We start from the raw sequence: 22,143 nt of genomic DNA, 5'->3' as shown, positions 1-22,143 counted from the left end.
GGCGCGGGCCAGTCCTCGGCTTCGGAAAGTTGGTGTCGCGCCGATGGTGCTTGCCGCGCCGCTGCGGGTGCTGGCCCGGATCGTGGTCGTCGCACTGGCGACCGTGACCGTGTCCTGCGGCGATGACCCCGCGCCCGAACCGCTGGTGGTCGGCGCGGGTGACAGCGCGGAGTCGGTGCTGCTGGCCGAGATCTACGCCCAGGCGCTGGCCCGCACCGGCGCGGCCGTGGTGGTCGAAACGGGGCTCGGCACCCGCGCGGACCGGATGGCGGCGCTCGACGCGGGCACGGTGACGCTGGTCGGCGAGCACAACGGCGCACTGCTCGGCGAGCTGGCAGGCAACGCGACGGCGTGGAACACCGACGAGGTGACCCGCGAGCTGAACCGTTCGCTGCCCGAGGGGCTGGTTGTCACCGACGCCGCCGACGGTGCGGATCTGCGGGCAGGTGTGCTCGTGAACCCGACCGCATCGGCCGAGTCCGTGGCCGACCTCACGCCGCGGTGCTCGTCGTCGTCCGCCGGTGTGGCGCCGGTGCCCGGCCTGCTCACCGCCCCACCGCCGGCGCTACGGATCGACGGCTGCGACTTTGCGTCCACCCAGACCTTCGCCGATCCTGCCGAACTGCGAAAAGCGCTGATAGAAGGCCGGATCCAAGTGGGTCTACTGGCCGGTCCCGCCGAGCTCGCACCCCATGCGGTCGATGGTCTGCGCGTGCTGTCCGACGACGACAACGCCCTGCGTGCGGAGAACCCGGTCGCGCTGGTGCGCAAGGGCACGCTGGACGATCGCGAGTGGGAGAAACTGAACTACGTCGCCGGTGAGCTCACCACCGACCGTTTGACCGCCATGGTCGCGGCGGTGCGCGATGACGACGCGAACCCCGCCGAGCTGGCCCGCACCTGGCTCGACGACCACGGTCTCTGACGGGCGGTTCGGCCCACCGCACTGCCGCTCGCTCGCCGCCACCGCGTGGGCGCAATGGTCGCGGCGCTGCGCGCACGAGAACGCTGCCGAGCCGACGCGCACCTGGGCTCGACGACGTCGGTCTCTGACGGGTCGGTTTCATCCTCCGCGCTGCCCGCGCCCGCCCCATCAGTGCTTTGTGGCCTCGGTAACTGTTTCCGCCCCTTGATGCCCGCGACTTCCGCGCCGGATATTCCAACTGGAATATTTGGCGCGGAATATGTCGCCGCATACCGATACAGTCCCTGCGGCTCGCCGAAATCCTGCGAGCGGTGGGCACGGACCCGGAAAGGGGACATCATGGGGCAGCGCACAGGTGCGGCGGTGACACCGCTGGCGATCGCTGTGCTGGCCCTGCTCGAAGAGCGGCCGATGCATCCGTACGAGATGTACCAATTGCTCACACTGCGGCGCGAGGACAAGCTCGTCAAAGTGCGCCCGGGCTCGCTGTACCACGTGGTCACCCGGCTGGCCGAGCTGGAACTGGTCCGCGCCGAGGGGATCGACCGCGCGGGTAACCGCCCCGAACGCACCACCTACCGGATCACCCCTGACGGGCGCGAAACCCTGCGCAAGCGGATCGCGGAGCTGCTGCGCAAGCCGCTGCCGGAGTATCCGCTGTTCCCGGTCGCCCTCGGTGAGGCACACAACCTGCCCAAAGCCGAGGTACTGGCCCTGCTCCGGGAACGCGTCGACCACTTGGCCGGGGAACTGGCCGAGCTGGAGACGATGATCGGCAAGGCCGAACGCAAGCAGGTACCACGCCGGTACTGGATTGTGCTGCCGTATCTGCGTGCCACCGTGCGCGCCGAGAGCGAATGGGTCGAACGCCTGATCGACGAACTCGACAGCGGCGCGCTTGCCTGGGAGGAATTCGATCTCGTCACCGGCGAACGTGCCGAGCCCTGTGACGCACCGCCGTGGCGGCCCTCGTCCGAGGACGACGACGTCGAGCCCGCGGCCTCGTGACCACATCCACCGATCCGACAACGACGTCGCTCGTTATCCACATCCGAGTTAGGAACGAAACCGATGTCCACTCAACGTAATCCGTGGTTAGCGCTGTCGGCGCTGGTCGTCGGGTTCTTCATGATCCTGCTCGATGTCACCATCGTCGCGGTCGCCAACCCGGCCATTCTCGACAGCCTGCACGCCGACATCTCCCAGGTCATCTGGGTGACCAGCGCCTACCTGCTGACCTACGCGGTGCCGCTGCTGATCACCGGCCGCCTCGGCGACCGGTTCGGGCCCAAGAACATCTATCTGATCGGCCTGTCGGTGTTCACCCTCGCCTCGCTGTGGTGCGGGCTGTCGGGCACCATCGAGATGCTGATCGCCGCCCGCGCGGTGCAGGGCCTGGGCGCGGCGCTGATGACGCCGCAGACCATGGCCGTCATCACCCGGACCTTCCCGCCGGACAAGCGCGGCGCGGCCATGGGCCTGTGGGGCGGTGTCGCGGGCCTGGCCACGCTGGTCGGGCCGATTCTCGGCGGCGTGCTGGTCGACAACCTCGGCTGGGAGTGGATCTTCTTCGTCAACGTCCCGGTCGGCATCGTCGCGTTCGTGCTGGCCTGGAAGCTGGTGCCGGCGCTCGAGACGCACGCACACAAGTTCGACATCCCCGGTGTGGTGCTCAGCGGTATCGGCATGGCCTTGCTGGTGTTCGGCATCCAGGAAGGCAACACCTACGACTGGTCGCTGCGGATCTGGCTGCTGATCGGCGCGGGTGTGGTGGTGCTTGCGCTGTTCATCGTCAATCAGGCACGCAATACCGGTGAGCCGCTGGTGCCGTTGAGCCTGTTCCGCGACCGCAACTTCGGCCTGTCCAACCTGGCGATCGCCGCCATGGGCGCGGCGACGACCGCGGTGATGGTGCCGTCCTACTTCTATCTGCAAGCGGTGCGGGAGATGTCGCCGACGGAATCCGCGCTGGTGTTCGCGCCGATGGCGATCATCACCGGCGTGATGGCGCCGTTCGTCGGCAAGTTCGCGGGACGGCTGCATCCGCGGGTGGTGCCGACCATCGGTTTCACCCTGTTCGCGATCTCGGTGGCCTGGTTCGCGCAGTTGATGACCCCGGATTCGGACATCATCTGGTTCCTGGTCGCCGCCGGGCTGGCCGGTTTCGCGAACGCGTTCATCTGGGCGCCACTGGCTACCACCGCGACGCACAACCTGCCCGTCCAGAAGGCCGGTGCGGGCGCGGGCATCTACAACACCACCCGTCAGGTGGGTGCGGTACTCGGCAGTGCCGCGATCAGCGCCCTGATCGCCGCGCGCATGGCGGCCAACGGTCTGGGTGACGCGCCCGCCGGTGAAGGCACCGCGGGCCCGATCCCGGAGCCGGTCAAGGCGGCGTTCAGTTCGGCGCTGGCGGATTCGACCTACCTGCCCGCGGCGATCCTGCTGATCGGCGTGCTGGCTTCGGTGCTGTTCCTGCGCCCTGGCGTCGCCGCCCCGCCCAAGCCGCCCACCGAACGGGCCAAGGCCGAATCCCTCACTCCCTGAAACGGATCCAGCGGGACGACAGAGGGCGCCGGCAGCGGAAGCTGCCGGCGCCCTCTGGGTGTCAGGGGAAGATCAGCTGTAGATCTTCTCGACCTCGGCGGCGTACTGCTTCATCACCACAGCGCGCTTGAGCGACATCTTCGGGGTCAGCTCGCCGGTCTCCTGGGTCCAGTCGACGGTCAGGATGCGGGTCTTCTTGATCTGCTCGGCCTTGGAGACCTTCTTGTTGGTCTCGGCGACCGCCGCGTCGATCTCGGCGACCAGCGCCGGGTTCTGCACCAGCTGCTCCATCGGGGTGTCGGCGGAAACGCCGTTCCGCTCCTTCCAGCCCGGCAGCGCCTCGGGATCGAGGGTGATCAGCGCGCCGACGAACGGCTGGCCGTCGCCGACCACCATCACCTGGCTGATCAGCGGATGGGCCCGCAGCGAGTCCTCGAGCAGCGCGGGGGAGACGTTCTTACCGCCCGCGGTGACGATGATCTCCTTCTTGCGGCCGGTGATGGTGACGAAGCCGTCGGCGTCGATGGCGCCGAGGTCGCCGGTCTTGAACCAGCCGTCCTCGAAGGCTTCCTCGGTGGCCTCGGCATTGCCCCAGTAGCCGTCGAACACGACCGAACCCTTGAGCAGCAGCTCGCCGTCCTCGGCGATCTTGGCCGCGTGGCCCTCGATCGGGCGGCCGACGGAACCGACACGGATGTGCTCGGGGGTGTTCACCGTGATGGCGGCGGTGGTCTCGGTCAGGCCGTAGCCCTCGTAGATGGTGACGCCGACGCCGCGGAAGAAGTGGCCGAGGCGCGCGCCCAGCGGGCCGCCGCCGGACACCGCGGCCTCGCACTGACCGCCGAGCGCGACCCGCAGCTTGCTGTAGACCAGCTTGTCGAAGACGAAGTGCTTGATCTTGGTGACCAGATCGGCGCCGCCCTTGTCGAGGCCCTCGCTGTAGGCGATGGCGGTCTCGGCCGCCAGATCGAAGATCTTGCCCTTGCCGCCGTCGTGCGCCTTCTGCTTGGCGCTGTTGAACACCTTCTCGAACACGCGCGGCACCGAGAGGATGAAGTGCGGCTTGAACTCGGCGAACTGGTCGACCAGGGTGGTCCAGTCCGAGGTGTGCGCGACGATCACCTTCGCGTCGAAGGCGGCCAGCGCCACGGCGCGGGCGAACACGTGCGCCAGCGGCAGGAACAGCAGGGTCTTCTTGCCCTCGACGATGAACTTGCCCAGCGCGATGCGGTCGGACTTCGACTCCGCCCACAGGTTCGCGTGGGTGAGCATGACGCCCTTGGGGCGGCCGGTGGTACCCGAGGTGTAGATCAGGGTGGCCGGCGAGGACGCGCCGACCTGCGCGCGACGCTCGTGCACGACCTGGTCGTCGAGCTCGGCGCCGCGGCTGATCAGCTCGTCGATGGCGCCCTTGTCGATCTGGGAGATCTCCTTCAGTTCCGGCAGCGTGCCGGATTCGATCTCGTCGATGGTGGCGCGGTGCTTGTCGTTCTCGACGATCAGCAGCTTGGTGGCCGAATCCTGGAGGATCCACTTGGCCTGCTCGGCGGCCGAGCTGTCGTAGATGGCGACGGTGCAGGCGCCGGCTGCCCAGATCGCGAAGTCCAGCACGGCCCACTCGTAGCGGGTGGCCGACATGATGGCGACGCGGTCACCGAGTTCGATGCCGGAGGCGATGATGCCCTTGGCCACCCCGGTGACGGTCTTCGCGAATTCCGTCGCGGTCACATCCCGCAGACCGCCGCTACCGTTCGGCACCTGGAACAGCACCGCGTTCGGCGACTGTTCGGCATGGCGGAACACATTGTCGGAATTGTTGGCGTCTTCCGGGATGGTGTAGGAAGCCGGGGCTTCGAACTCTCGCATCATGGCCCTTCCACGTGGGTTAACTCATCAGTAATTTACGGCACCTGCACCGCGGCCGTGACGTCGACCACCGCAAATAGGTCCGTATCCGCTCAGTGACGAGCGGATACGGACCGAAGCGGGATCATCCTAGATCGCGGATATGCGCCGGGCGTATGGCTTCGGCCAAGAACTCGGCCATCTCCCGCAGCACCGCCGAGGCGGGGCCGACCAGCGCGGCCTGTAGCTGTGCCACATGCCAGAGGCCGCGGCTCTCGGTGAAAGCGACCGTGACGCCGGCTTGCCGCAGCGCCGCCGCCAACCGCACGCACTGCGGGTGCAGCAGCTCGCTGACGTCGACCTGGACATAGGTCGGCGGCAGCCCGCGCAGCTCACCGAGCAGAGGTGCGTACCCGGGATCGGTGTTGTCCCCGGCACCCAGATAGGCCGCGGCGCAGGCGCGCGACCACGGCTTGCTGATCACCAGATCGCGGTGCCGGTCCGGGATTTCGTTCGGATCGGTCCACGGGGCGATCAGCCCGAGCGCGGCCGGGGTGTAGCCGTGCCGCGCGATCAGCCGCTGCGCGGTGGCCATGGCCAGGCCGCCGCCGGCCGAATCGCCGGAGATGGCGATCTGGCCGGGGGAGTAGCCGTGCGCGTCGACGAGTTCCAGGAACGCGGCCTCGGCGTCGTCGAGGCCGGCCGGGAACGGATGCTCGGGTGCGAGCCGGTAGTCCAGCGAGTAGACCGCGCAATCGGTTTCGTGTGCCAGCCGGGCCGTCAGCGACCGGTGGGTGGCCAGCGAACCGACCGCGTAGCCGCCGCCGTGCAGGTAGAGCACGGCGCCGTCGCCGGAGGTGGTCGTGGTGAACCGGTCCGCGGGCCGCCCGGCGAGCTGGATCCGCTCGATCCGGGTGCCCGCGGGTGCGGGCTGCAAACGCGAGCCCGCGTCGAGCAGCAGCCGTTGCATCGTCCACGGCAGCCGATCGTTGAGCGTGGCCCGGTAGACCGGGCTCAGGATCGTGCGCGCCAGTGGCAGGGGAATGGCGATATCACGCATCGGTCGGTCCCGGTTCAGGGCAGGAACCGGCGCTCGACCGTGGCCGAGATGCGCTGGTAGCCCGACGCCAGGACCCGCACGTACAGGTCGAGGAACTTGGCTTCCCAGCCGATCAATACCCGGCCGTGCTTGCGGCGCACACCCTCGGTGATGGTCTTGGCCGCCATCTCCGGGGAGTGGATGGCCAGGTACTTGTCGAACATCGAGCTGGCGTTCTTGCCGTCGATGCCCTCGGCGTAGGTGGCGTTGCGGGCCACCGCGGTCTTGATGCCGCCGGGATGCACACAGGTCACCTCGACCGGCGTCTTGGCCACGATCATCTCCTGGCGCAGCGCCTCGGTGAAGCCGCGGACGGCGAACTTCGCCGAGTTGTAGGCACTCTGGCCGGGCACCGAGATGAGGCCGAAGAGGCTGGACACGTTCACCACGTGGCCCTCGCCGGATTCGATCAGGTACGGCAGGAATGCCTTGGTGCCGTTGACGACGCCCCAGAAGTCGACGTCCATGACCCGGTCGAAGTCCTTGAACTCGGTCTTGACCACATCGCCGTGGTGGGCGATGCCGGCGTTGTTGTACACCTGGTGCACGACGCCGAAATGCTCCTTGACCGCGTCGGCGTAGAGCAGCACCGCTTCGCGCTCGGCCACATTGAGCCGATCCGATTTCACCTGCGCGCCGAGCTGTTCGACCAGGCGGGTGGTCTCGGCGAGCCCGTCGGTGTCGATGTCCGACAGCGCCAGCTTGGCGCCGCGGCGGGCCAGATCGAGGGCCAGCGCGCGTCCGATACCGGAACCGGCACCGGTGATCACACATACCTTGTTACGGAAGTAAGCGTCTTTGCTCACTGGGCTGCCACCACTTTCAGGTCAGGGCGAGAGTTGTCGTCGTCGGTCGTCGTTTCGTAGGCCTCGACGTCGAATTGCTTGGTGAGCCTACGGAATTCGAAGGTGAAGTCGGGCCACAGCGTGGTGTTGTTGCCGTGCTTGTCCAGGTACCAGCTGGAGCAGCCGCCGGTCAGCCAGACGCTCTTGGCCAGCTTCTTCTGCAACTCGGCGTTGTAGCGGTCCTGCACCTCGCGGCGCACCTCGACGGTGCGCAGCTCCTGCTTGTCGATGGTGGCCAGCGCGTCGGCGATGTAGTTGATCTGCGATTCGATCATGTACACCATCGAGGTGTGGCCGAGGCCGACGTTCGGGCCGAGCAGGAAGAACATGTTGGGGAAGTTCGCGATCGAGGAACCCTTGTAGCCCTGCTGGCCGATCTCGTCGAAGACCTCGGTCAGGCTGCGGCCGTCGCGGCCGTGGATGGTCTCGTAGGTCGGCGAATCGGTGACGTGGAAGCCGGTGGCCACGATCAGCGCGTCGATCTCGCGTTCGGTGCCGTCCTTGGTGACGATCGAGTTCGGGCGGATCTCGGCGATACCGTCGGTGACCACGTCGACGTTGTCGCGGTCCAGCGCCGGGTAGTAGTCGTTGGAGATCAGCATGCGCTTGCAGCCGATGCGGAAGTCCGGGGTGACCTTGGCCCGCAGCTCGGGATCGCGGATCTCGTAGCGCAGCTTGGCCTTGGCCAGCAGCTCGAAGCCCTGCATCAGGGCCGGGAACTTGGCCAGGCCGACGACCTGGGTCTCGCGGGCGGCGTAGATCGCGGCACGGGACAGGCGCTGCACGCCCGGGATGTACTTGAACGCCAGCCGCTCGGCCTTCAGGTACGGCCGGTCCAGCCGGGGCAGCAGCCACGGCGCGGTGCGCTGATAGACGTCGAGGTGGCCGACCTTCGGCGCGATGGCGGGCACGATCTGAATCGCCGAGGCGCCGGTGCCGATGATGGCCACCCGCTTGCCGGTGAGGTCGGCGTCGTGGTTCCAGCGGGCGGAGTGGAAGATCTCGCCCTCGAAGCTGTTGATGCCCTTGATATCGGGCAGATTCGGTTCGCACAGCGCGCCCACCGCGGAGACCACCGTGTCGGCGGTGAAGTTGCCCTGCGAGGAGGTGATCTCCCAGCGCGCGGTCTCGTTGTCCCAGCGCGCGCCGGTGACATCGCAGTCGAAGATGTGCTTGTCGAGCACGTTGTACTTCTTGGCCACGCCCTGGATGTAGGACTGGATCTCGCCCTGCCGGGAGAACGAGCGCGACCAGTTCGGGTTGAGCGCGAAGGAGTACGAGTACAGGTGCGAGGGCACGTCGCACGCGGCGCCCGGGTAGGTGTTGTCGCGCCAGGTGCCGCCGACGTCGTTGCCGCGTTCCAGGACCAGGAAATCCTGGCGTCCCTGTTGGCTCAGCCGGATGGCCAGGCCGAGGCCGGCGAACCCGCTGCCGATGATGATCGTCCGCAGATGGCGGGTGGGCTGGTTAGCGACAGCTTTGTCTATAACCTTGCGACTCATATACTCAGACTAGAGCCCTATTGAGTAGCAGTCAACAGCTCTGTTGAATCACAGTCAATAGTATTGACCCTCGTTCAGTAGGATGGTCGCGTGAGCACGAGTCCGGGAGAAACCGCCAAGCGTGTCCGGCTGAGCCCGGACCAGCGGCGCGCACAGTTGATCGAGCTCGGCGTCAAGATGCTGGGTGAGCGCGCCATCGAGGATATTTCGATCAGCGAAATCGCTGCCATGGCAGGGATTTCTCGCGGCCTGCTGTTCCACTATTTCCCCACCAAGCAGGACTTCCAGCTCGAGGTCGTGCGCCACGCCAACGCCGAACTGCTGATGCGGGTCGCACCGGATCCGGAACTCGGCCTGTTCGACATGCTGCGCGATTCGGTGAGCCGCTACATCGACTACGTGAGCGAGAACCGCACCTCGTACCTGGCGCTATTGCGCGGGCCCGCCAGCTCCAGCCCCGATCTGGTCGCCCTCGTCGAACAGACCCGCAACGCCATCGTCGATATCATCCTCACCCAGGTCCCCATGTCTGCCGAGGAACGCGACCACCCCCGCTTGGTCTTGGCCGTGCGCGGCTGGATCGCCTTCACCGAGGAATCCACCCTGTCGTGGTTGCGCAATGAGACCATCGCCCGGGATGACCTCATCGACCTTCTGGTCGAATCCCTGCTGGCGCTGTCCATGGCCGTGAACCCAGCTCTGGCCGCGGCGTTGCGCGCCTGAGCGGATCGGTGCCTGCCCGCAGAAGTCATGCCGACAGAAGCGGGGGCGTTCGCTGCCGCCCGGTCGCGACTAGCTTGAATCCGGCCTCGTACTCCGCTCAGGAGCATCGCACCGCGGCTGGTGCGGCAGCGGTGGAGGCCTTCTGGTGAAAGGACCTGTCGAAGAATGCGAATCATCGCCAACTCCGCTGCTGTAGCCGCGGTTTCCGTGGCCGTGCTGGTCGGCGCCGCCGGGCAGTCCGCGGCCGAGCCGACGCATCGGCCCGGTTCGGCTGCCCCCGTGTCGGAGTCGACGGGGTCGAGTTCCGGTTCGGCCACTCCGCTGCTGAAGGCGCTGCTGTGTGCGCTCAGCGGGGGCGTCACCGGCTCTCATGAGAACTCGCCGCCCACCTGCTACCTGCCCTGAGCCTGATCACCGCCGGGTGGATCCGGGCAGGGCTTCCGGGCCGGACCCACTCGGCGTAGGGCTTGCGCGAGAGCGCCGATATCGTCGATCGGCCGTAACCGGGGAAGTAGCAGCACACCCGCTCCGCGACATCGCCGAAACGGCGCGCGATCTCCTCGGCGCACTCTTCGGGCGTGCCACGCACGGCGATGGTCGCGAGCATGTCCTCGCAGATGCGGTCGACCATGCTCATGATGTCGCCGGTCTTGGAGAGGGCGTTGAGCTCGGGTTGCAGCTCGCCCCAGCCTTCGATGTCGAGGACGGGGCGGTAGGCGGGAGTGGAGGCGTAGAAGGCCAGCAGGCCGCGAACGCCGAAGGAGGCGGCGGCCATGTCCGCGTCGGTGCGGCCCATGGCGACGATGGCCTGCGGGTAGATCGGGAAGTCGTTGCGGCCCGCGCGTTTCAGGCCTTCGGCGACCGCGGGCAGGGCGCGTTCGCGGAAGTGGCGGTGGGAGTGGAACGGCATGACCAACAGGCCGTCGGCGACCTCGGCGGCGGTGCGGGTCATCAGCGGGCCGAGGGCGCCGAGCAGGACCGGCGGCGGGCCGTAGGGGTTGGGGCCGGGGACGAAGGTTTTCGGCATGAGGGTATGACGGGTGTGTTCGCCGCGGAAATCGAGCGGGGTGCCATCCTGCCAGGAGTTCAGGATCGCGCGGACGGCGAGCACGATCTCACGCATCCGCGCCGCAGGCGCCGACCACGTGGCGCCGTAACGTTTCTCGATATGCGGTCGGATCTGCGAGCCGAGACCGAGCCGGAAACGCCCGCGCGACATCACTTGCAGATCCCACGCCGCATGGGCCAGATGCATCGGACTGCGCGGCATGGCGATCGCGACATTGGTCATCAGGTCGGTCTCGACCTGCCCGGCTACCGCCGCGAGCGGCAGCATCACGTCGTGTGGGCCCTCGAAGGTGAACAAGCCGGCGGCACCGGCGTCGACGAGCGCACGGGCACGTTCGACCGATCGGTCCGGGCGCGCATCCAATTGGAGATCGAGCAGCACCAGCTCATCCAACCGCACGGCTGCGGTCCGGACGGGCGAATGGGCGCTTCGATCGCGCAGATGCCGGCGACCGGCTGCGATCCCCGAGCCATCGGGCGACAACGGTCTGCGCGGACAGGAAGCCCGAGTAAGGCGCGCGCGATGGCGTATCAGCCGGTCGCGTAACCGGCGCAGGAAACTTTGTCGGCGGACTCACCCGTAAACGCCCGACGCCGGGCCGGAAACACTCTGCGAGAGAGCGAATCCGGGACCCGGCGTCGGCCACGTTCCGGTGATCAGGCGATCGGCTCGAAGGCCTCAGCGATGATCTCGGCCTGCTCGACCGCGTGCACCTTGCTCGAACCCGAGGACGGCGCCGACATGGCACGTCGCGAGATCCGGCGCAGCTTGCCGAAACGCTCCGGCAGCAACTCGGGCAGGTTCAGGCCGAAGAACGGCCACGCACCCTGGTTGGCCGGCTCCTCCTGCACCCATGCGATGTCGGTGGCGTTCGGGTAACCGGCCAGCGCCTCGTTCAGCCGGAACTTCGGCATCGGGTAGAGCTGCTCGATGCGCACGATCGCGACGTCATCGCGCTTCTGCTTGGCCTTGGCGGCGGCCAGCTCGTAGTAGAGCTTGCCGCTGGTCAGCAGGATGCGCTTGACCTTGCCGCGGTCGCCGATGCCCTGCTCGTAGGTGGGCTCGTCGAACACCGAGTGGAACTTGCTCTCGGTGAAGTCCTTCAGATCGCTGACCACGGCCTTGTTGCGCAGCATCGACTTCGGGGTGAAGACGATCAGCGGACGGCGGATGCCGTCGAGGGCATGGCGGCGCAGCAGGTGGAAGTAGTTGGCCGGGGTGGACGGCACCGCCACCGTCATCGAACCCTCCGCGCACAGCTGCAGGAAGCGCTCGATGCGGCCGGAGGTGTGGTCCGGTCCCTGACCCTCGTGACCGTGCGGCAGCAGCAGCACGACCTCCGACAGCTGACCCCACTTGGCCTCACCGGAGGAGATGAACTCGTCGATGATGGACTGCGCGCCGTTGACGAAGTCACCGAACTGCGCCTCCCAGAGCACCAGCGCGTCCGGATTGCCCAGCGAGTAGCCGTATTCGAAGCCGACGGCGGCGAATTCGCTCAGTGCCGAGTCGTGCACAGCGAACCAGCCCGGGTTGGTCGACCCGATGTTGTGCAGCGGGGTGTACTCCTCGGCGGTCTTGCGGTCGATGATCACCGCGTGACGCTGGGTGAACGTGCCGCGACGGGAGTCCTGACCGGTCAACCGCACCGCGCGACCCTCGTCGATGAGCGTGCCGAAGGCCAGCAGCTCGGCGAAGGCCCAGTCGACCTTGCCCTCGTAGGCCATCTCCCGCCGCTTCTCCAGCACCGGCTTGACACGCGGGTGCACGTTGAAGCCCTCGGGCACATTGAGGAACGCGTCGCCGATGCGTTGCAGCACCGACTTGTCCACGGCGGTCTGCACCGTCGCGGGCACCTTCTGATCGTCCTCGACCGATTCACTGGGCTCCGGCGTGTATTTCTCCAGTTCGCGGACCTCGTTGAACACGCGCTCCAGCTGGCCCTGGTAGTCGCGCAGCGCGTCCTCGGCCTCTTTCATGGAGATGTCGCCACGGCCGATCAGGCTCTCGGTGTAGCTCTTGCGCACCGAGCGCTTGGTGTCGATGACGTCGTACATGTACGGCTGCGTCATCGACGGGTCGTCGCCCTCGTTGTGGCCGCGACGGCGGTAGCAGATCAGGTCGATGACCACGTCCTTGCGGAACTTCTGGCGGAAGTCGACCGCCAGGCGCGCGACCCAGTCGCAGGCCTCCGGGTCGTCACCGTTGACGTGGAAGATCGGCGCGCCGATGAACTTCGCGATGTCGGTGGAGTATTCGGTGGAGCGGCTGTTCTCCGGCGCGGTGGTGAAGCCGATCTGGTTGTTCACCACGATGTGGATGGTGCCGCCGACACGGTAACCGCGCAGACCCGACAGGTTCAGCGTCTCGGCGACCACGCCCTGGCCCGCGAACGCGGCGTCACCGTGCAGCATCAGCGGCATGACCGAGAAGCCCTCGGGGCCGTCGCCCTTGTCCAGCAGGTCCTGCTTGGCGCGGACCAGGCCCTCGAGCACCGGATCGACCGCCTCGAGGTGCGAGGGGTTGGCGGTCAGCGAGACCTCGATCTCGTTGTCGCCGAACATCTGCAGGTAGGTGCCGCGCGCGCCGAGGTGGTACTTCACGTCGCCGGAGCCGTGGGTGGCCGCCGGGTTCATGTTGCCCTCGAACTCGGTGAAGATCTTCGAGTACGGCTTGCCGACGATATTGGCCAGCACATTGAGCCGGCCGCGGTGCGGCATACCGATGACGACCTCGTCGAGGCTGTGCTCGGCGCACTGGTCGATCACCGCGTCCATCATCGGGATGACCGATTCGGCGCCCTCCAGCGAGAACCGCTTCTGGCCGACGTACTTGGTCTGCAAGAAGGTCTCGAACGCCTCGGCCGCGTTCAGCCGGTTCAGGATGTACTTCTGCTGGGCGACGGTCGGCTTGACGTGCTTCTGCTCGACCCGCTCCTGGATCCACTCGAGCTGGTCGGTCTCCAGGATGTGGGTGTACTCGACACCGACGTGGCGGCAGTAGGAGTCGCGCAGCACCGACAGCACATCGCGCAGCTTCATCCGCTCCTGGCCGTGGAAGCCGCCGACGTTGAATTCGCGGTCGAGGTCCCACAGGGTCAACCCGTGCTGGGTGACGTCGAGGTCGGGGTGGCTGCGGAACTTGTCCTTGACCAGGCGCAGCGGGTCGGTGTCGGCCATCAGGTGGCCGCGGTTGCGGTAGGCGGCGATCATCTCGAGCACGCGAGTGCTCTTGTCGACACCGCGTTCCCTGACGTCCTTGCGCCAGCGCACCGGCTCGTACGGCACACCGAGGCCGTGGAAGATCTCGTCGTAGAACTCGTCGGAGATCAGCAGCTGGTGGATGGTGCGCAGGAAGTCGCCGGACTCGGCGCCCTGGATGATGCGGTGGTCGTAGGTCGAGGTCAGCGTCATCAGCTTGCCGACGCCGATCTCGGCGATGCGCTCATCGCTCATGCCCTGGAATTCGGCCGGGTACTCCATGGCGCCGGCGCCGATGATCGCGCCCTGGCCCGCCATCAACCGTGGCACCGAGTGCACGGTGCCGATGGTGCCGGGGTTGGTGAGCGAGATGGTGACGCCGCTGAAGTCCTCGGCGGTCAGCTTGCCCTCGCGGGCGCGGCGCACGATGTCTTCGTAGGCGGTGTGGAACTGCCCGAAGGTCATCTCCTCGCAGCCCTTGATCGCGGCCACGACCAGCGAACGGTTACCGTCCTTGCCCGGCAGGTCGATGGCGAGGCCGAGGTTGGTGTGCGCGGGGGTGACCGAGTTCGGCTTCCCGTCGATCTCGGCGAAATGCCGGTTCATGTTCGGGAAAGCCTTGACCGCCTGCACGATGGCGTAGCCGAGCAGGTGGGTGAAGGAGATCTTGCCGCCGCGGGTGCGGGCCAGATGGTTGTTGATGACCAGGCGATTGTCGATCATCAGCTTGGCCGGGATGGCCCGGACACTGGTCGCGGTGGGGATGCTGAGCGAGGCGGACATGTTCTTGGCGACCGCGGCTGCCGCACCACGCAGCACCTTCGTCTGGTCGGCCGCCGGGGCGGCCGCCTTGGGTCCGCCGGTCGGCGCGGCGTTGGACGTCGGCGCCGGGGTGGTCTTGGGGGCGCGCGCCTGCTGCGGGGCAGGTGCGGCGGCCGGGGCCGTGGCCGCGGGCTTCGGCGCCGGGGGCTTCGGCGCGGCGGCAGCCTTGGGCGTGGCGGCAGGCTTGGGCGCGGCGGCGGTGGGCGCCGGAGCCGAGTTCACCGGCGCGGTCGTCGCTGCCTGCGCGGGTGCCGGGGCGGGGGCCTGCGCTGGCGTCGGCTGACCGGCCTGAGACTCACCGGACGCGTCGGGGGTGTAATCGGCGAGGAACTCGTGCCAACTTTCGTCGACCGATGACGGATCGTTCTTGAACTTCTGATACATCTCGTCGACTAGCCACTGGTTCTGTCCGAACTGGGAAGTTGAGCTGCTCACAGCAGGTGTTCGCCTCATTTCGTTCTTCGCGCTGCGACGTTTGTGACGTGCCCGGCACGGGGATCGGCGGATACGCGCCGATGCGCCCTCTGTCGAGGATAGGCCCAGCCCCGAATCGGCGGTGCTACCGACCGGCGGACAGGCCGCTCCTCCATGGTGACGACCTGTCTTCCGCTGAGAATATTCCCTCCCGTTCTCCGGCCGCTGCCCAGAGTCGGGCATACGCCCCGTCCGCCGCCAGCAATTGCTCGTGCGCGCCGATTTCTACGATCCGGCCGTGGTCGACGACGGCTATCCGATCGGCGCGCGCTGCCGTCGCCAGCCGGTGCGCGACGACCACGGTGGTGCGGTTGCGGGCCAGCGTCTTCGTCGCGACCAGCACCGATTGCTCGGTATCCGGGTCGAGGGTTGCCGTCGCCTCGTCCAATAGCAGCAGGTCTGGGTCGACCAGTTCGGCCCGGGCGAGCGCGATCAGCTGCCGCTGTCCGGCCGAAAGGCCGCGCCCGCGCTCACCCACCGGCTGGGCCATCCCGAGGGGGAGCGCGTCGATCATGGCGGTCGCGCCCACCGCCGCGGCCGCCGCGGCGATCTGTTCTGCGGTCGCCGATGGTTTCCCGAATGCAATGTTGCTGGCGACGTCGCCGGTGAACAGGTGAGGTTCCTGCGGGACGATGCCGAGGCGGGCCCGGTAGTCGGCGAGCCGGTAGTCGCGCAGGTCGACCTCGTCGACGCGGACCGCACCCGCGCCGTCGGCCGGTAGGTCGTAGAGACGGGCCAGCAGCTTGACGATGGTCGATTTGCCCGCGCCGGTGGCGCCGACGAGCGCCAGCGTCGTACCGGCCGGGATGTCGAGGCAGACATCGTCGAGCGCGAGGTTCTCGGTGCCGGGGTAGCCGAAGCGCACCCGGTCGAGGCGGACGGCGCCGTCGAGCCGGCCGGTGATGGGGACGGCGCCGGGGGAGTCGGGGGCGATGGAGGATTCCGTGCGCAGCAGCGCGCCGATCCGGCGCAGACCCACCTTGGCCTGCTGATACCCGTCGAAGACCTGCGACAGGTGTTGCACCGGCCCGAACAGCAGCTCCAGGTAGAGCACGAACGCGACGAGGGTGCCCGCGCTGGTGGTGCCGCCGGCGATCTCGCGGGCTCCGACGAACACCACCATGGCCAGCGCCAGGTCCGACCAGGCCGAGATGAACGCGAAGTACAACGCGATCGCCCGCTGGGCGCGCATCCGGCTGTGCCGGTAACGCTCGGAGTATTCGGCGAAGCGCCGCGCCGCGAGCGGTTCGTGCCGGTAGGCCTGCACCGCGCGCAGGCCGCTGATGTTCTCCTGGAAGTCGGCGTTGACGGTGGAGACGTGTTCGCGCGAGATGGTGTAGGCCGCCGAGGAGACCCGCCGGAAGATCACCGTCGCGAGCACCAGCGGCGGCAGCACGCCGAGCAGCACCACCAGCGCGAGCGAGGCATCGATGACCAGCAGCGCCACCGCGATGGCCAGCAGCGAGAGCGCGCTCACCAGTGCGGTCGAGACGCCGGTCTGCAAGAAGGTCGACAAGGCGGCCTACGTCCGTGGTCATCCGAGTCATGATCCGGCCGGACAGTTCCCGCTCGTAATAGTCCAGGCCCAGCCGCTGGAGATGGGCGTAGCTGCGCACCCGGAGCCCGTAGAGCACCCGCTCACCGGTGCGGGCGGTCAGCGTGGTGGTGGCCGCGGCAACGATCCAGCCCGCCAGCACCAATACCGTCCCGAGAAACGCGGCTCGGGCGAGCGCCCCGGGATCGTCGCCGCTGACGCCTGCATCGATGGCGTACCGGACGATCGGCGGGAACCCGATCCCGATCAGCGCCTCCACCGCCAGCAAGATCATGACCGTCAGCACCAGGACACGCACCGGCCACAGCAAGCGGATCAGCCGGAAGCCGGGATCGGGTTGTCGTAGCCGCGCGGCGTCCAGCCCGGGTTCCTCGGTGGCCGGTGGCAGCCGTTCGATGGTGCGCCGCAGCTCCGGCGTCTCGCTCAGATCGGCGGCCGCGGCCCGGCCCGCGCCGCGCGGGGTCCGGCGTGGCGGCTCCGGAACCAGGGGTTCGGCGATCGGTAGCGCATGGGCCGGCGCGGGCAGCCGGATCACCCGGTCGGCGTGCGCGAGGGTCGATTCGCGGTGCGCCAGGATGATCGTGGTGCGTTCGCCGCGACCGGGCAGCGCATCGAAGATGGCGGCCTCGGTGACGGCATCGACGGCCGAGGTGGCGTCGTCGAGAACCAGAATGCGCGGCCGGGCCAGCAGGGCCCGCGCCAAGGCGATGCGCTGGCGCTGGCCACCGGACAGGGTGAGTCCACGTTCGCCCACCACGGTGTCGTAACCGTCGGGCAGCTCATTGATGAACTCGTCGGCCGCGGCCATTTTCGCCGCCTGCCGGATCTCGGCATCGGTGGCCTCGGGGCTGCCGAGGGCGATATTCGCGGCGATCGTGTCGGAGAACAGAAACGGGTCGTCGAAGACCACGCCGATGGCAGCGCGCAGGTCGCTTGCCCTGAGTTGGGCGATGTCGACAGGGTCGCCCGGCAGCGGATCGGCCGGGCAGATGCGGCCCGACCCGCCGGTCGTCGATCCAGATGCCGGGCGGTCGCCCTGGCTGTCGCCGCGCTGGTGGGTATGTGCGGCGGGCCCCTCGCGGCCGGTGCCCGCCCGTGCGGGATGGCCGGTCGGCGTGGGTGCTCCGGTGTGGCGGTCGTCGCCCTCGGCCGTCGGCACCGGGTTCGGGAGGGGAGCGCCGGCGTCGATCCCCGCTTCGGGCGCTGCCGTGTCCGGTGCGGAGAACAACCTGATCGTGCCGGAGTCCGGTGCGTAGAACCGGGGCAGCAGCAGCGACAGGGTGGTTTTGCCTGAGCCAGCGGGACCGATGATCGCCACCGTTTCGCCCGGCCGGACGGTGAGGTCGAGATCGCGCAGTACCGGCCGGTCCGGATCGAATCCGAAGGTGAGCGCCGCGATGTCGACGCCGAGCGGCCCGTCCGGCAGGTTCCGCGGATGCTCCGGATCGGCGACGGTGGGCGCGGCGTCGATCACCTGGTACACGCGTTCGGCGGCCGCCCTGGTCAGCTGGGCCATGATCACCACCGAGGCCATGGTGCGTGCCGTGGTGGTCATGGTGGCGACGTAGGCGGTGAACGCGAGGAAGGTGCCGAGGCCGATGCTGCCGCGCATGGCCAGCACGCCGCCGAGGGCGACCACGCCGACCAGGCCGGCCTGCGGTATGGCCGCCAGGGTCGGGGCGAAACGGGAGTTGATGGCGGCGGCACGCATGCGTTCGGCGAACAGCTTGCGTCCGTGCCGTTCCAGCCGGTCGACCATTCGCGCTTCCTGGCCGAACCCCTTGACCACCCGGACGCCGGTGACCGTTTCCTCGACGTGCTGGGCGAGGTCGGCCGCACGCTGCTGCGCCGACCAGGTGGCCGCGTACAGCTTGGGCCGGATCCGGTACACCACCACGGCGACGGCGGGCACTACCAGCAGCGCGACCGTGGCCAGCAGCGGCGACAGCCACATCATCACCGCCGCGGCGAGCAGGAATTGCAGCAGCGACATCCCCGACAGCGGCGCCATCGCCAGCAAGCCCTGCACCAGTTGCAGGTCGGTGATCGACCGCGACACCACCTGCCCGGTCCGGATCGCGTCCTGCCCGGCGCCGTCGAGTCGTTGCAGCGAGCCGAGCAGATTCACCCGCAGCGCATGCTGGACATCCAGCGACAGTCGTCCGGCCAGCAGCCGCCGCCCGAAGGAGGCGAGGAACCGGCCGAGGGCGAGCAGCACCAGGAGCGCGGCAACGGTTCCGATCACCCCGGTATCGCCGATGCCCGCCGCATCGACGGCTCGCTTGGTCAGCAGTGGCGCGACGATCTCGGCGGCCGCCCCCGCCAGCACCGCGACCGTGATCCCGACAACGGTCCGCCGATGCCGTGTGCTCTCCCGCCACAGCCGCCGAATCCAGCCTGGTGCCCGCACCACGCTTTCTGATCCCCCGACGACTACTGTGCTCACCCGCGCCGATCCGTCCACAACCAGCCCCCCGTCAGCCACCCCTCACTTCGTGCCATCGACCATAACGACACCCACCGACAGACACTTGTTCCCGTCGAAGGACGAGCGTGAGCGAACCGACGCCCTGCGTCACAGGTCGCGCGAGCGCACCGACCACCAGCCAAGGCCACCGATGCCGATGGTCCACAGCAGCAGCACCACGATCGCCGCCGGCGTCGGTGCGAGCAGGTCGGCACCGGCAAACGAGCCCACCATCAGGGTGCTCACCGTCGACGATCCCGGCAGCAGTGTCGCGACTCCCGCGATGCCGAGCCCGGTGCTCACCAGCCAGATCAGTGGCTCGATCACCAGCAGCCAGCCGAGCATCAGCGCCACGCCGGTGCCGGGTGAACGCAGCCACAGCCCGAGGCCCGTGCCGATCAGCGACCAGCACACGGCCGCGACCAGCCCGCCGCCGAGCACGGCGAACAACTGCGCGGTGATCTCGAACTTGCCGTTGCCGAACGCGAACAGGCACCCCAGCGCGACGAGCTCGACCAGCACCGCCGCACCCAGTGCGACAGCGGCCGTGACCAGCATTTTGGCGCCGACCAGCCGGTCGCGGTGGGGGGTGAACATCGCGGTGATCGCCATGGTGTCGTGGCGGAACTCGCTGCCGGCGGCAGCCGCGCCGTATCCGCCGACCGCCAGCACGACCGCGAGCAATGCCAGGTACAGCCCGATGGTCGCGGCGCCGGTGGCCGGTTCACCTTCCGGGTCGGCCGGTCCGGACAGGATTGCAGTGACCGAACTCGTCACCACGGCGATGGCCACCACCAGCGCGGTGAGCAGCCGGGGCCAGCGCAGCGTGGCGGTCTTGCGCAGTTCGGAGTTGATCGCCGGCAGCAGGTCCGCGGGCAGGACGTCGATCATCGTGGAATCCCGTACGGCATCGGAGACGGTTGCGGAGGTCGAGCGGGGTGCGGCGGTGCGGCGGTACCGGTGACCACCGGCCGCTGACGGGACGCAGCAGTGAGTGAGGCCAGCACCCGGTCGGGGTGGATGGGATCGGCGACGATGCTGTCGATGCGGACTCCGGCCGCGCCGGCGATCGCCAGGATCTGGTCCTGGTTCGCCTCGGCGACGGCGAGTCTGCCGTCCTGGCGGATGACCGCATCGGTGTACCCGGCCACGGCCAGCGCCGTGGCCAGCGCGATCGCCGAAGATGTCGCCACCACCAGCCGGTCGGGATTGTTGCGCCGCAGCCGCGCCGGGCTGCCCTGGTACACCACCGAGCCCTCGCTCAGGACGACGATGCTGTCGGTGAACGGCAACACCGCGGCCAGGCTGCGTCCGGTGACCAGCGCGCTCCCGCCACGGCCCGAGTACCCGCGCAGGAAATCGGTCAGCCAGGCGTGTTCGACGCTGTCGAGTTCCAGGGTGGGATCGTCGAGGACCAGCAGCTGCGGGTTCGGCAGCAGCGCGGTCGCGATCGCGGCCCGCAGCTGACGCCCTGGGCTGAGCCCGTCGGGCTTGGTACCCGCGAAGTCGGTCAGCCCGGTCTGCTCCAGGACCTCACGCACCCGCCGGTCCGGCAGGCCGGCCGCGGCGGCGTAGATCCGCAGGTGGTCCCGGATGGTGCGGCCGGGGTGCAGCCCGCGCGGGTCGAGCACGCCGCCGACCACAGGTGCGTAGTCGGGCCGGTTACTCACATCGAATCCGCCCGCCTCCACCGCGCCCGCGGTGGGCTCGAGCAGCCCGAGCAGCACGCCGACCACCGTCGTCTTGCCCGCGTCCTCCGGGCCGACCAACGCGGCGACGGTGCCGGGTGCGACGGTGAAACTGACCTCGCGGATGGCCTCGGTCAGGTCGTAACGCTTGGTCACTCCGCGGACGGCGAAGGCCTGCGGTCGTGCGGCGCTCACCGGGAGGCGGCCGGGGGCGGCGGGTAGGCCGAGGCCACCGGCGAGGATTCCAGCGCGGTGAGCGGATCGGCGTCGATGATCATCGGCTGGTCGGCCGGGAAGTGGGCCGGTGCGGGACCGAAGGCCTTGCGCGCGTTGGTGATCGTGGCCTTGCCGAGCGCGCGGTTGCCTGCCCCGCCGATGACCGCGCCGATACCCGCGGGCACCACCTTGCCCGCCATCAGCGCGGCGCGTTTGGTGACGAACCGGACGATGAACCGCTTGATCAGCGATTCGTTCATGCCCGACAGCCCGGGAATGCGGTTCGCGAACGCCGTGCCCCAGTTCTTGGCGGAATGGCCGACGCTTTTCTGCACGATCTCCATACCGGTATCGCCGAGCACGACCGCGAGCACCAGCGCTCGCCGCTGCTCCTTGTCCTGCGGCCGCACCCCGTGCACCGAGGCGACCGCAAGGGTGAACACCGCGGAGGCTTCCATGAAGAAGGTGGTCTCGGCGCTGACCGCGGCCAGCGCGGCGAGGGTGCCGACCCCTGGCACCGCGGCTGTGGCGCCGACCGCGCTTCCGCTGCCGGTCACCGCGAGCAGGTACTGCTTTTCCAGCCGCTCGATGATCTGCGCCGGCGTCTCGTCCGGATGCGCGCGTCGCAGCCGCGCCACATACTTGGCGACCGCGGGGGCTTGCAGGCGGGATCCGGTATCGAGTAGCTCGACCACCGCTTTCTCGAACGCCTTGGTGAACACGGCCTCATCCTCCTCTTCGGCCTCTGCTGCGCAACTGTAGGGCACCTGCGCCGTCAGCTCGTTCTGACAACGGATTACCCGCTGTCATAGGTTCCGACCCCACGGCGCGCGGATCCGCACGGTGGGCCGGGTCACGGCACCGCTGTCGGGAGACTTCGGCCTACTGCGGCTCGCGCAGTGCGGGCACGCGCTCGCTCAGCGGCGGCGGTGGTGGCGGGGTGCCGTCGCCGAAGGGCCTGCCACCCAGCGCCTCACGGCCGTGCGGGGTCAGCCAGTTCGACAGATCGGGGCCCTTGGGCACGACGCGGGTGGGATTGATGTCGGTGTGCACCACGTAGTAGTGGGTTTTGATCTGCCCGAAATCGACCGTGTCGCCGAAACCGGGGGTCTGATACAGGTCACGGGCGTAGGCCCACAGCACCGGCATCTCGGTGAGCTTGCTGC

At 68.5% G+C, this 22,143-nt stretch carries 14 protein-coding genes and 3 pseudogenes; 5 read left to right on the top strand and 12 right to left on the bottom strand.

Annotated features, from left to right (window positions below; all coding sequences use genetic code 11):
• Positions 1-43 precede the first annotated feature (43 nt).
• The 3 genes from RJ05_RS20175 to RJ05_RS20165 all read left to right on the top strand — a co-directional run bounded on the left by RJ05_RS20175 (position 44) and on the right by RJ05_RS20165 (position 3,472).
• Complete coding sequence (locus RJ05_RS20175) at positions 44-925, top strand: glycine betaine ABC transporter substrate-binding protein (protein WP_036539380.1); 882 nt, start codon at positions 44-46, stop codon at positions 923-925.
• Between the two features lie 339 nt (positions 926-1,264).
• On the top strand, positions 1,265-1,933 hold the full coding sequence (locus tag RJ05_RS20170) for a PadR family transcriptional regulator (protein WP_036539379.1): 669 nt from the start codon (positions 1,265-1,267) through the stop codon (positions 1,931-1,933).
• Between the two features lie 63 nt (positions 1,934-1,996).
• Positions 1,997-3,472, top strand: coding sequence for a DHA2 family efflux MFS transporter permease subunit (locus RJ05_RS20165; protein ID WP_036539377.1), 1,476 nt, complete (start codon positions 1,997-1,999; stop codon positions 3,470-3,472).
• 72 nt (positions 3,473-3,544) lie between these two features.
• On the opposite strand, the gene RJ05_RS20160 is transcribed toward RJ05_RS20165, so the two are convergent.
• The 4 genes from RJ05_RS20160 to RJ05_RS20145 form a co-directional block, all read right to left on the bottom strand.
• Entirely contained in the window at positions 3,545-5,338 is a 1,794-nt protein-coding gene (locus RJ05_RS20160) for an AMP-dependent synthetase/ligase (protein ID WP_036539404.1), read from the bottom strand.
• A 124-nt stretch (positions 5,339-5,462) separates the two neighbouring features.
• The gene (locus RJ05_RS20155; RefSeq protein ID WP_036539375.1) at positions 5,463-6,377 is read right to left on the bottom strand and encodes an alpha/beta hydrolase; all 915 of its coding nucleotides are present in this window, start codon (positions 6,375-6,377) and stop codon (positions 5,463-5,465) included.
• 14 nt (positions 6,378-6,391) lie between these two features.
• Positions 6,392-7,222 (bottom strand): SDR family NAD(P)-dependent oxidoreductase, encoded by an 831-nt coding sequence (locus tag RJ05_RS20150; protein WP_036539373.1) that lies wholly within the window; start codon positions 7,220-7,222, stop codon positions 6,392-6,394.
• Positions 7,219-8,763: a flavin-containing monooxygenase gene (locus RJ05_RS20145; protein WP_036539370.1), complete on the bottom strand. Its 1,545-nt coding sequence runs from the start codon at positions 8,761-8,763 to the stop codon at positions 7,219-7,221. The genes RJ05_RS20150 and RJ05_RS20145 overlap by 4 nt, the downstream gene beginning before the upstream one ends.
• Positions 8,764-8,853: 90 nt before the next feature.
• Between RJ05_RS20145 and RJ05_RS20140 the strand changes: the two genes are divergently transcribed.
• The gene (locus tag RJ05_RS20140; protein ID WP_036539369.1) at positions 8,854-9,486 is read left to right on the top strand and encodes a TetR/AcrR family transcriptional regulator; all 633 of its coding nucleotides are present in this window, start codon (positions 8,854-8,856) and stop codon (positions 9,484-9,486) included.
• A gap of 165 nt (positions 9,487-9,651) precedes the next feature.
• Entirely contained in the window at positions 9,652-9,891 is a 240-nt protein-coding gene (locus RJ05_RS20135) for a hypothetical protein (RefSeq protein WP_036539366.1), read from the top strand.
• Here RJ05_RS20135 and RJ05_RS20130 read toward each other — a convergent pair.
• The 8 genes and pseudogenes from RJ05_RS20130 to RJ05_RS20100 all read right to left on the bottom strand — a co-directional run.
• Complete coding sequence (locus RJ05_RS20130; protein WP_373365072.1) at positions 9,845-10,954, bottom strand: TIGR03617 family F420-dependent LLM class oxidoreductase; 1,110 nt, start codon at positions 10,952-10,954, stop codon at positions 9,845-9,847. The genes RJ05_RS20135 and RJ05_RS20130 overlap by 47 nt on opposite strands.
• A 257-nt stretch (positions 10,955-11,211) precedes the next feature.
• Positions 11,212-14,961: a multifunctional oxoglutarate decarboxylase/oxoglutarate dehydrogenase thiamine pyrophosphate-binding subunit/dihydrolipoyllysine-residue succinyltransferase subunit gene (locus tag RJ05_RS20125; protein WP_036539365.1), complete on the bottom strand. Its 3,750-nt coding sequence runs from the start codon at positions 14,959-14,961 to the stop codon at positions 11,212-11,214.
• A 175-nt stretch (positions 14,962-15,136) separates the two neighbouring features.
• Positions 15,137-17,573: pseudogene (locus RJ05_RS32920) on the bottom strand (ABC transporter ATP-binding protein); the annotation flags it as partial.
• Positions 17,574-17,813: 240 nt separating this feature from the next.
• Positions 17,814-19,052: pseudogene (locus RJ05_RS32915) on the bottom strand (ABC transporter ATP-binding protein); the annotation flags it as partial.
• Positions 19,053-19,181: 129 nt separating this feature from the next.
• Positions 19,182-19,964, bottom strand: a complete 783-nt coding sequence (locus RJ05_RS20115) for an ABC transporter permease (RefSeq protein WP_036539363.1) — start codon at positions 19,962-19,964, stop codon at positions 19,182-19,184.
• Positions 19,961-20,917, bottom strand: coding sequence for an ATP-binding cassette domain-containing protein (locus RJ05_RS20110; protein ID WP_249040524.1), 957 nt, complete (start codon positions 20,915-20,917; stop codon positions 19,961-19,963). The genes RJ05_RS20115 and RJ05_RS20110 overlap by 4 nt, the downstream gene beginning before the upstream one ends.
• Before the next feature lie 35 nt (positions 20,918-20,952).
• Positions 20,953-21,699, bottom strand: coding sequence for a YbdD/YjiX family protein (locus tag RJ05_RS20105; RefSeq protein ID WP_036539359.1), 747 nt, complete (start codon positions 21,697-21,699; stop codon positions 20,953-20,955).
• A 160-nt stretch (positions 21,700-21,859) separates the two neighbouring features.
• Positions 21,860-22,143: pseudogene (locus RJ05_RS20100) on the bottom strand (glutathione S-transferase family protein); the annotation flags it as partial.

This window comes from Nocardia cyriacigeorgica NBRC 100375, assembly GCF_000308555.1.
Classification (GTDB): domain Bacteria; phylum Actinomycetota; class Actinomycetes; order Mycobacteriales; family Mycobacteriaceae; genus Nocardia; species Nocardia cyriacigeorgica.
This window is presented reverse-complemented; position numbering and strand designations above follow the sequence as displayed.

Coding starts and splice junctions, on each gene's coding strand:
- RJ05_RS20160 (WP_036539404.1), bottom strand. CDS start 5,338: ATGCGAGAGTTCGAAGCCCCGGCTTCCTACACCATCCCGGAAGACGCC.
- RJ05_RS20125 (WP_036539365.1), bottom strand. CDS start 14,961: ATGTATCAGAAGTTCAAGAACGATCCGTCATCGGTCGACGAAAGTTGG.
- RJ05_RS20175 (WP_036539380.1), top strand. CDS start 44: ATGGTGCTTGCCGCGCCGCTGCGGGTGCTGGCCCGGATCGTGGTCGTC.
- RJ05_RS20145 (WP_036539370.1), bottom strand. CDS start 8,763: ATGAGTCGCAAGGTTATAGACAAAGCTGTCGCTAACCAGCCCACCCGC.
- RJ05_RS20155 (WP_036539375.1), bottom strand. CDS start 6,377: ATGCGTGATATCGCCATTCCCCTGCCACTGGCGCGCACGATCCTGAGC.
- RJ05_RS20115 (WP_036539363.1), bottom strand. CDS start 19,964: ATGATCGACGTCCTGCCCGCGGACCTGCTGCCGGCGATCAACTCCGAA.
- RJ05_RS20170 (WP_036539379.1), top strand. CDS start 1,265: ATGGGGCAGCGCACAGGTGCGGCGGTGACACCGCTGGCGATCGCTGTG.
- RJ05_RS20165 (WP_036539377.1), top strand. CDS start 1,997: ATGTCCACTCAACGTAATCCGTGGTTAGCGCTGTCGGCGCTGGTCGTC.
- RJ05_RS20135 (WP_036539366.1), top strand. CDS start 9,652: ATGCGAATCATCGCCAACTCCGCTGCTGTAGCCGCGGTTTCCGTGGCC.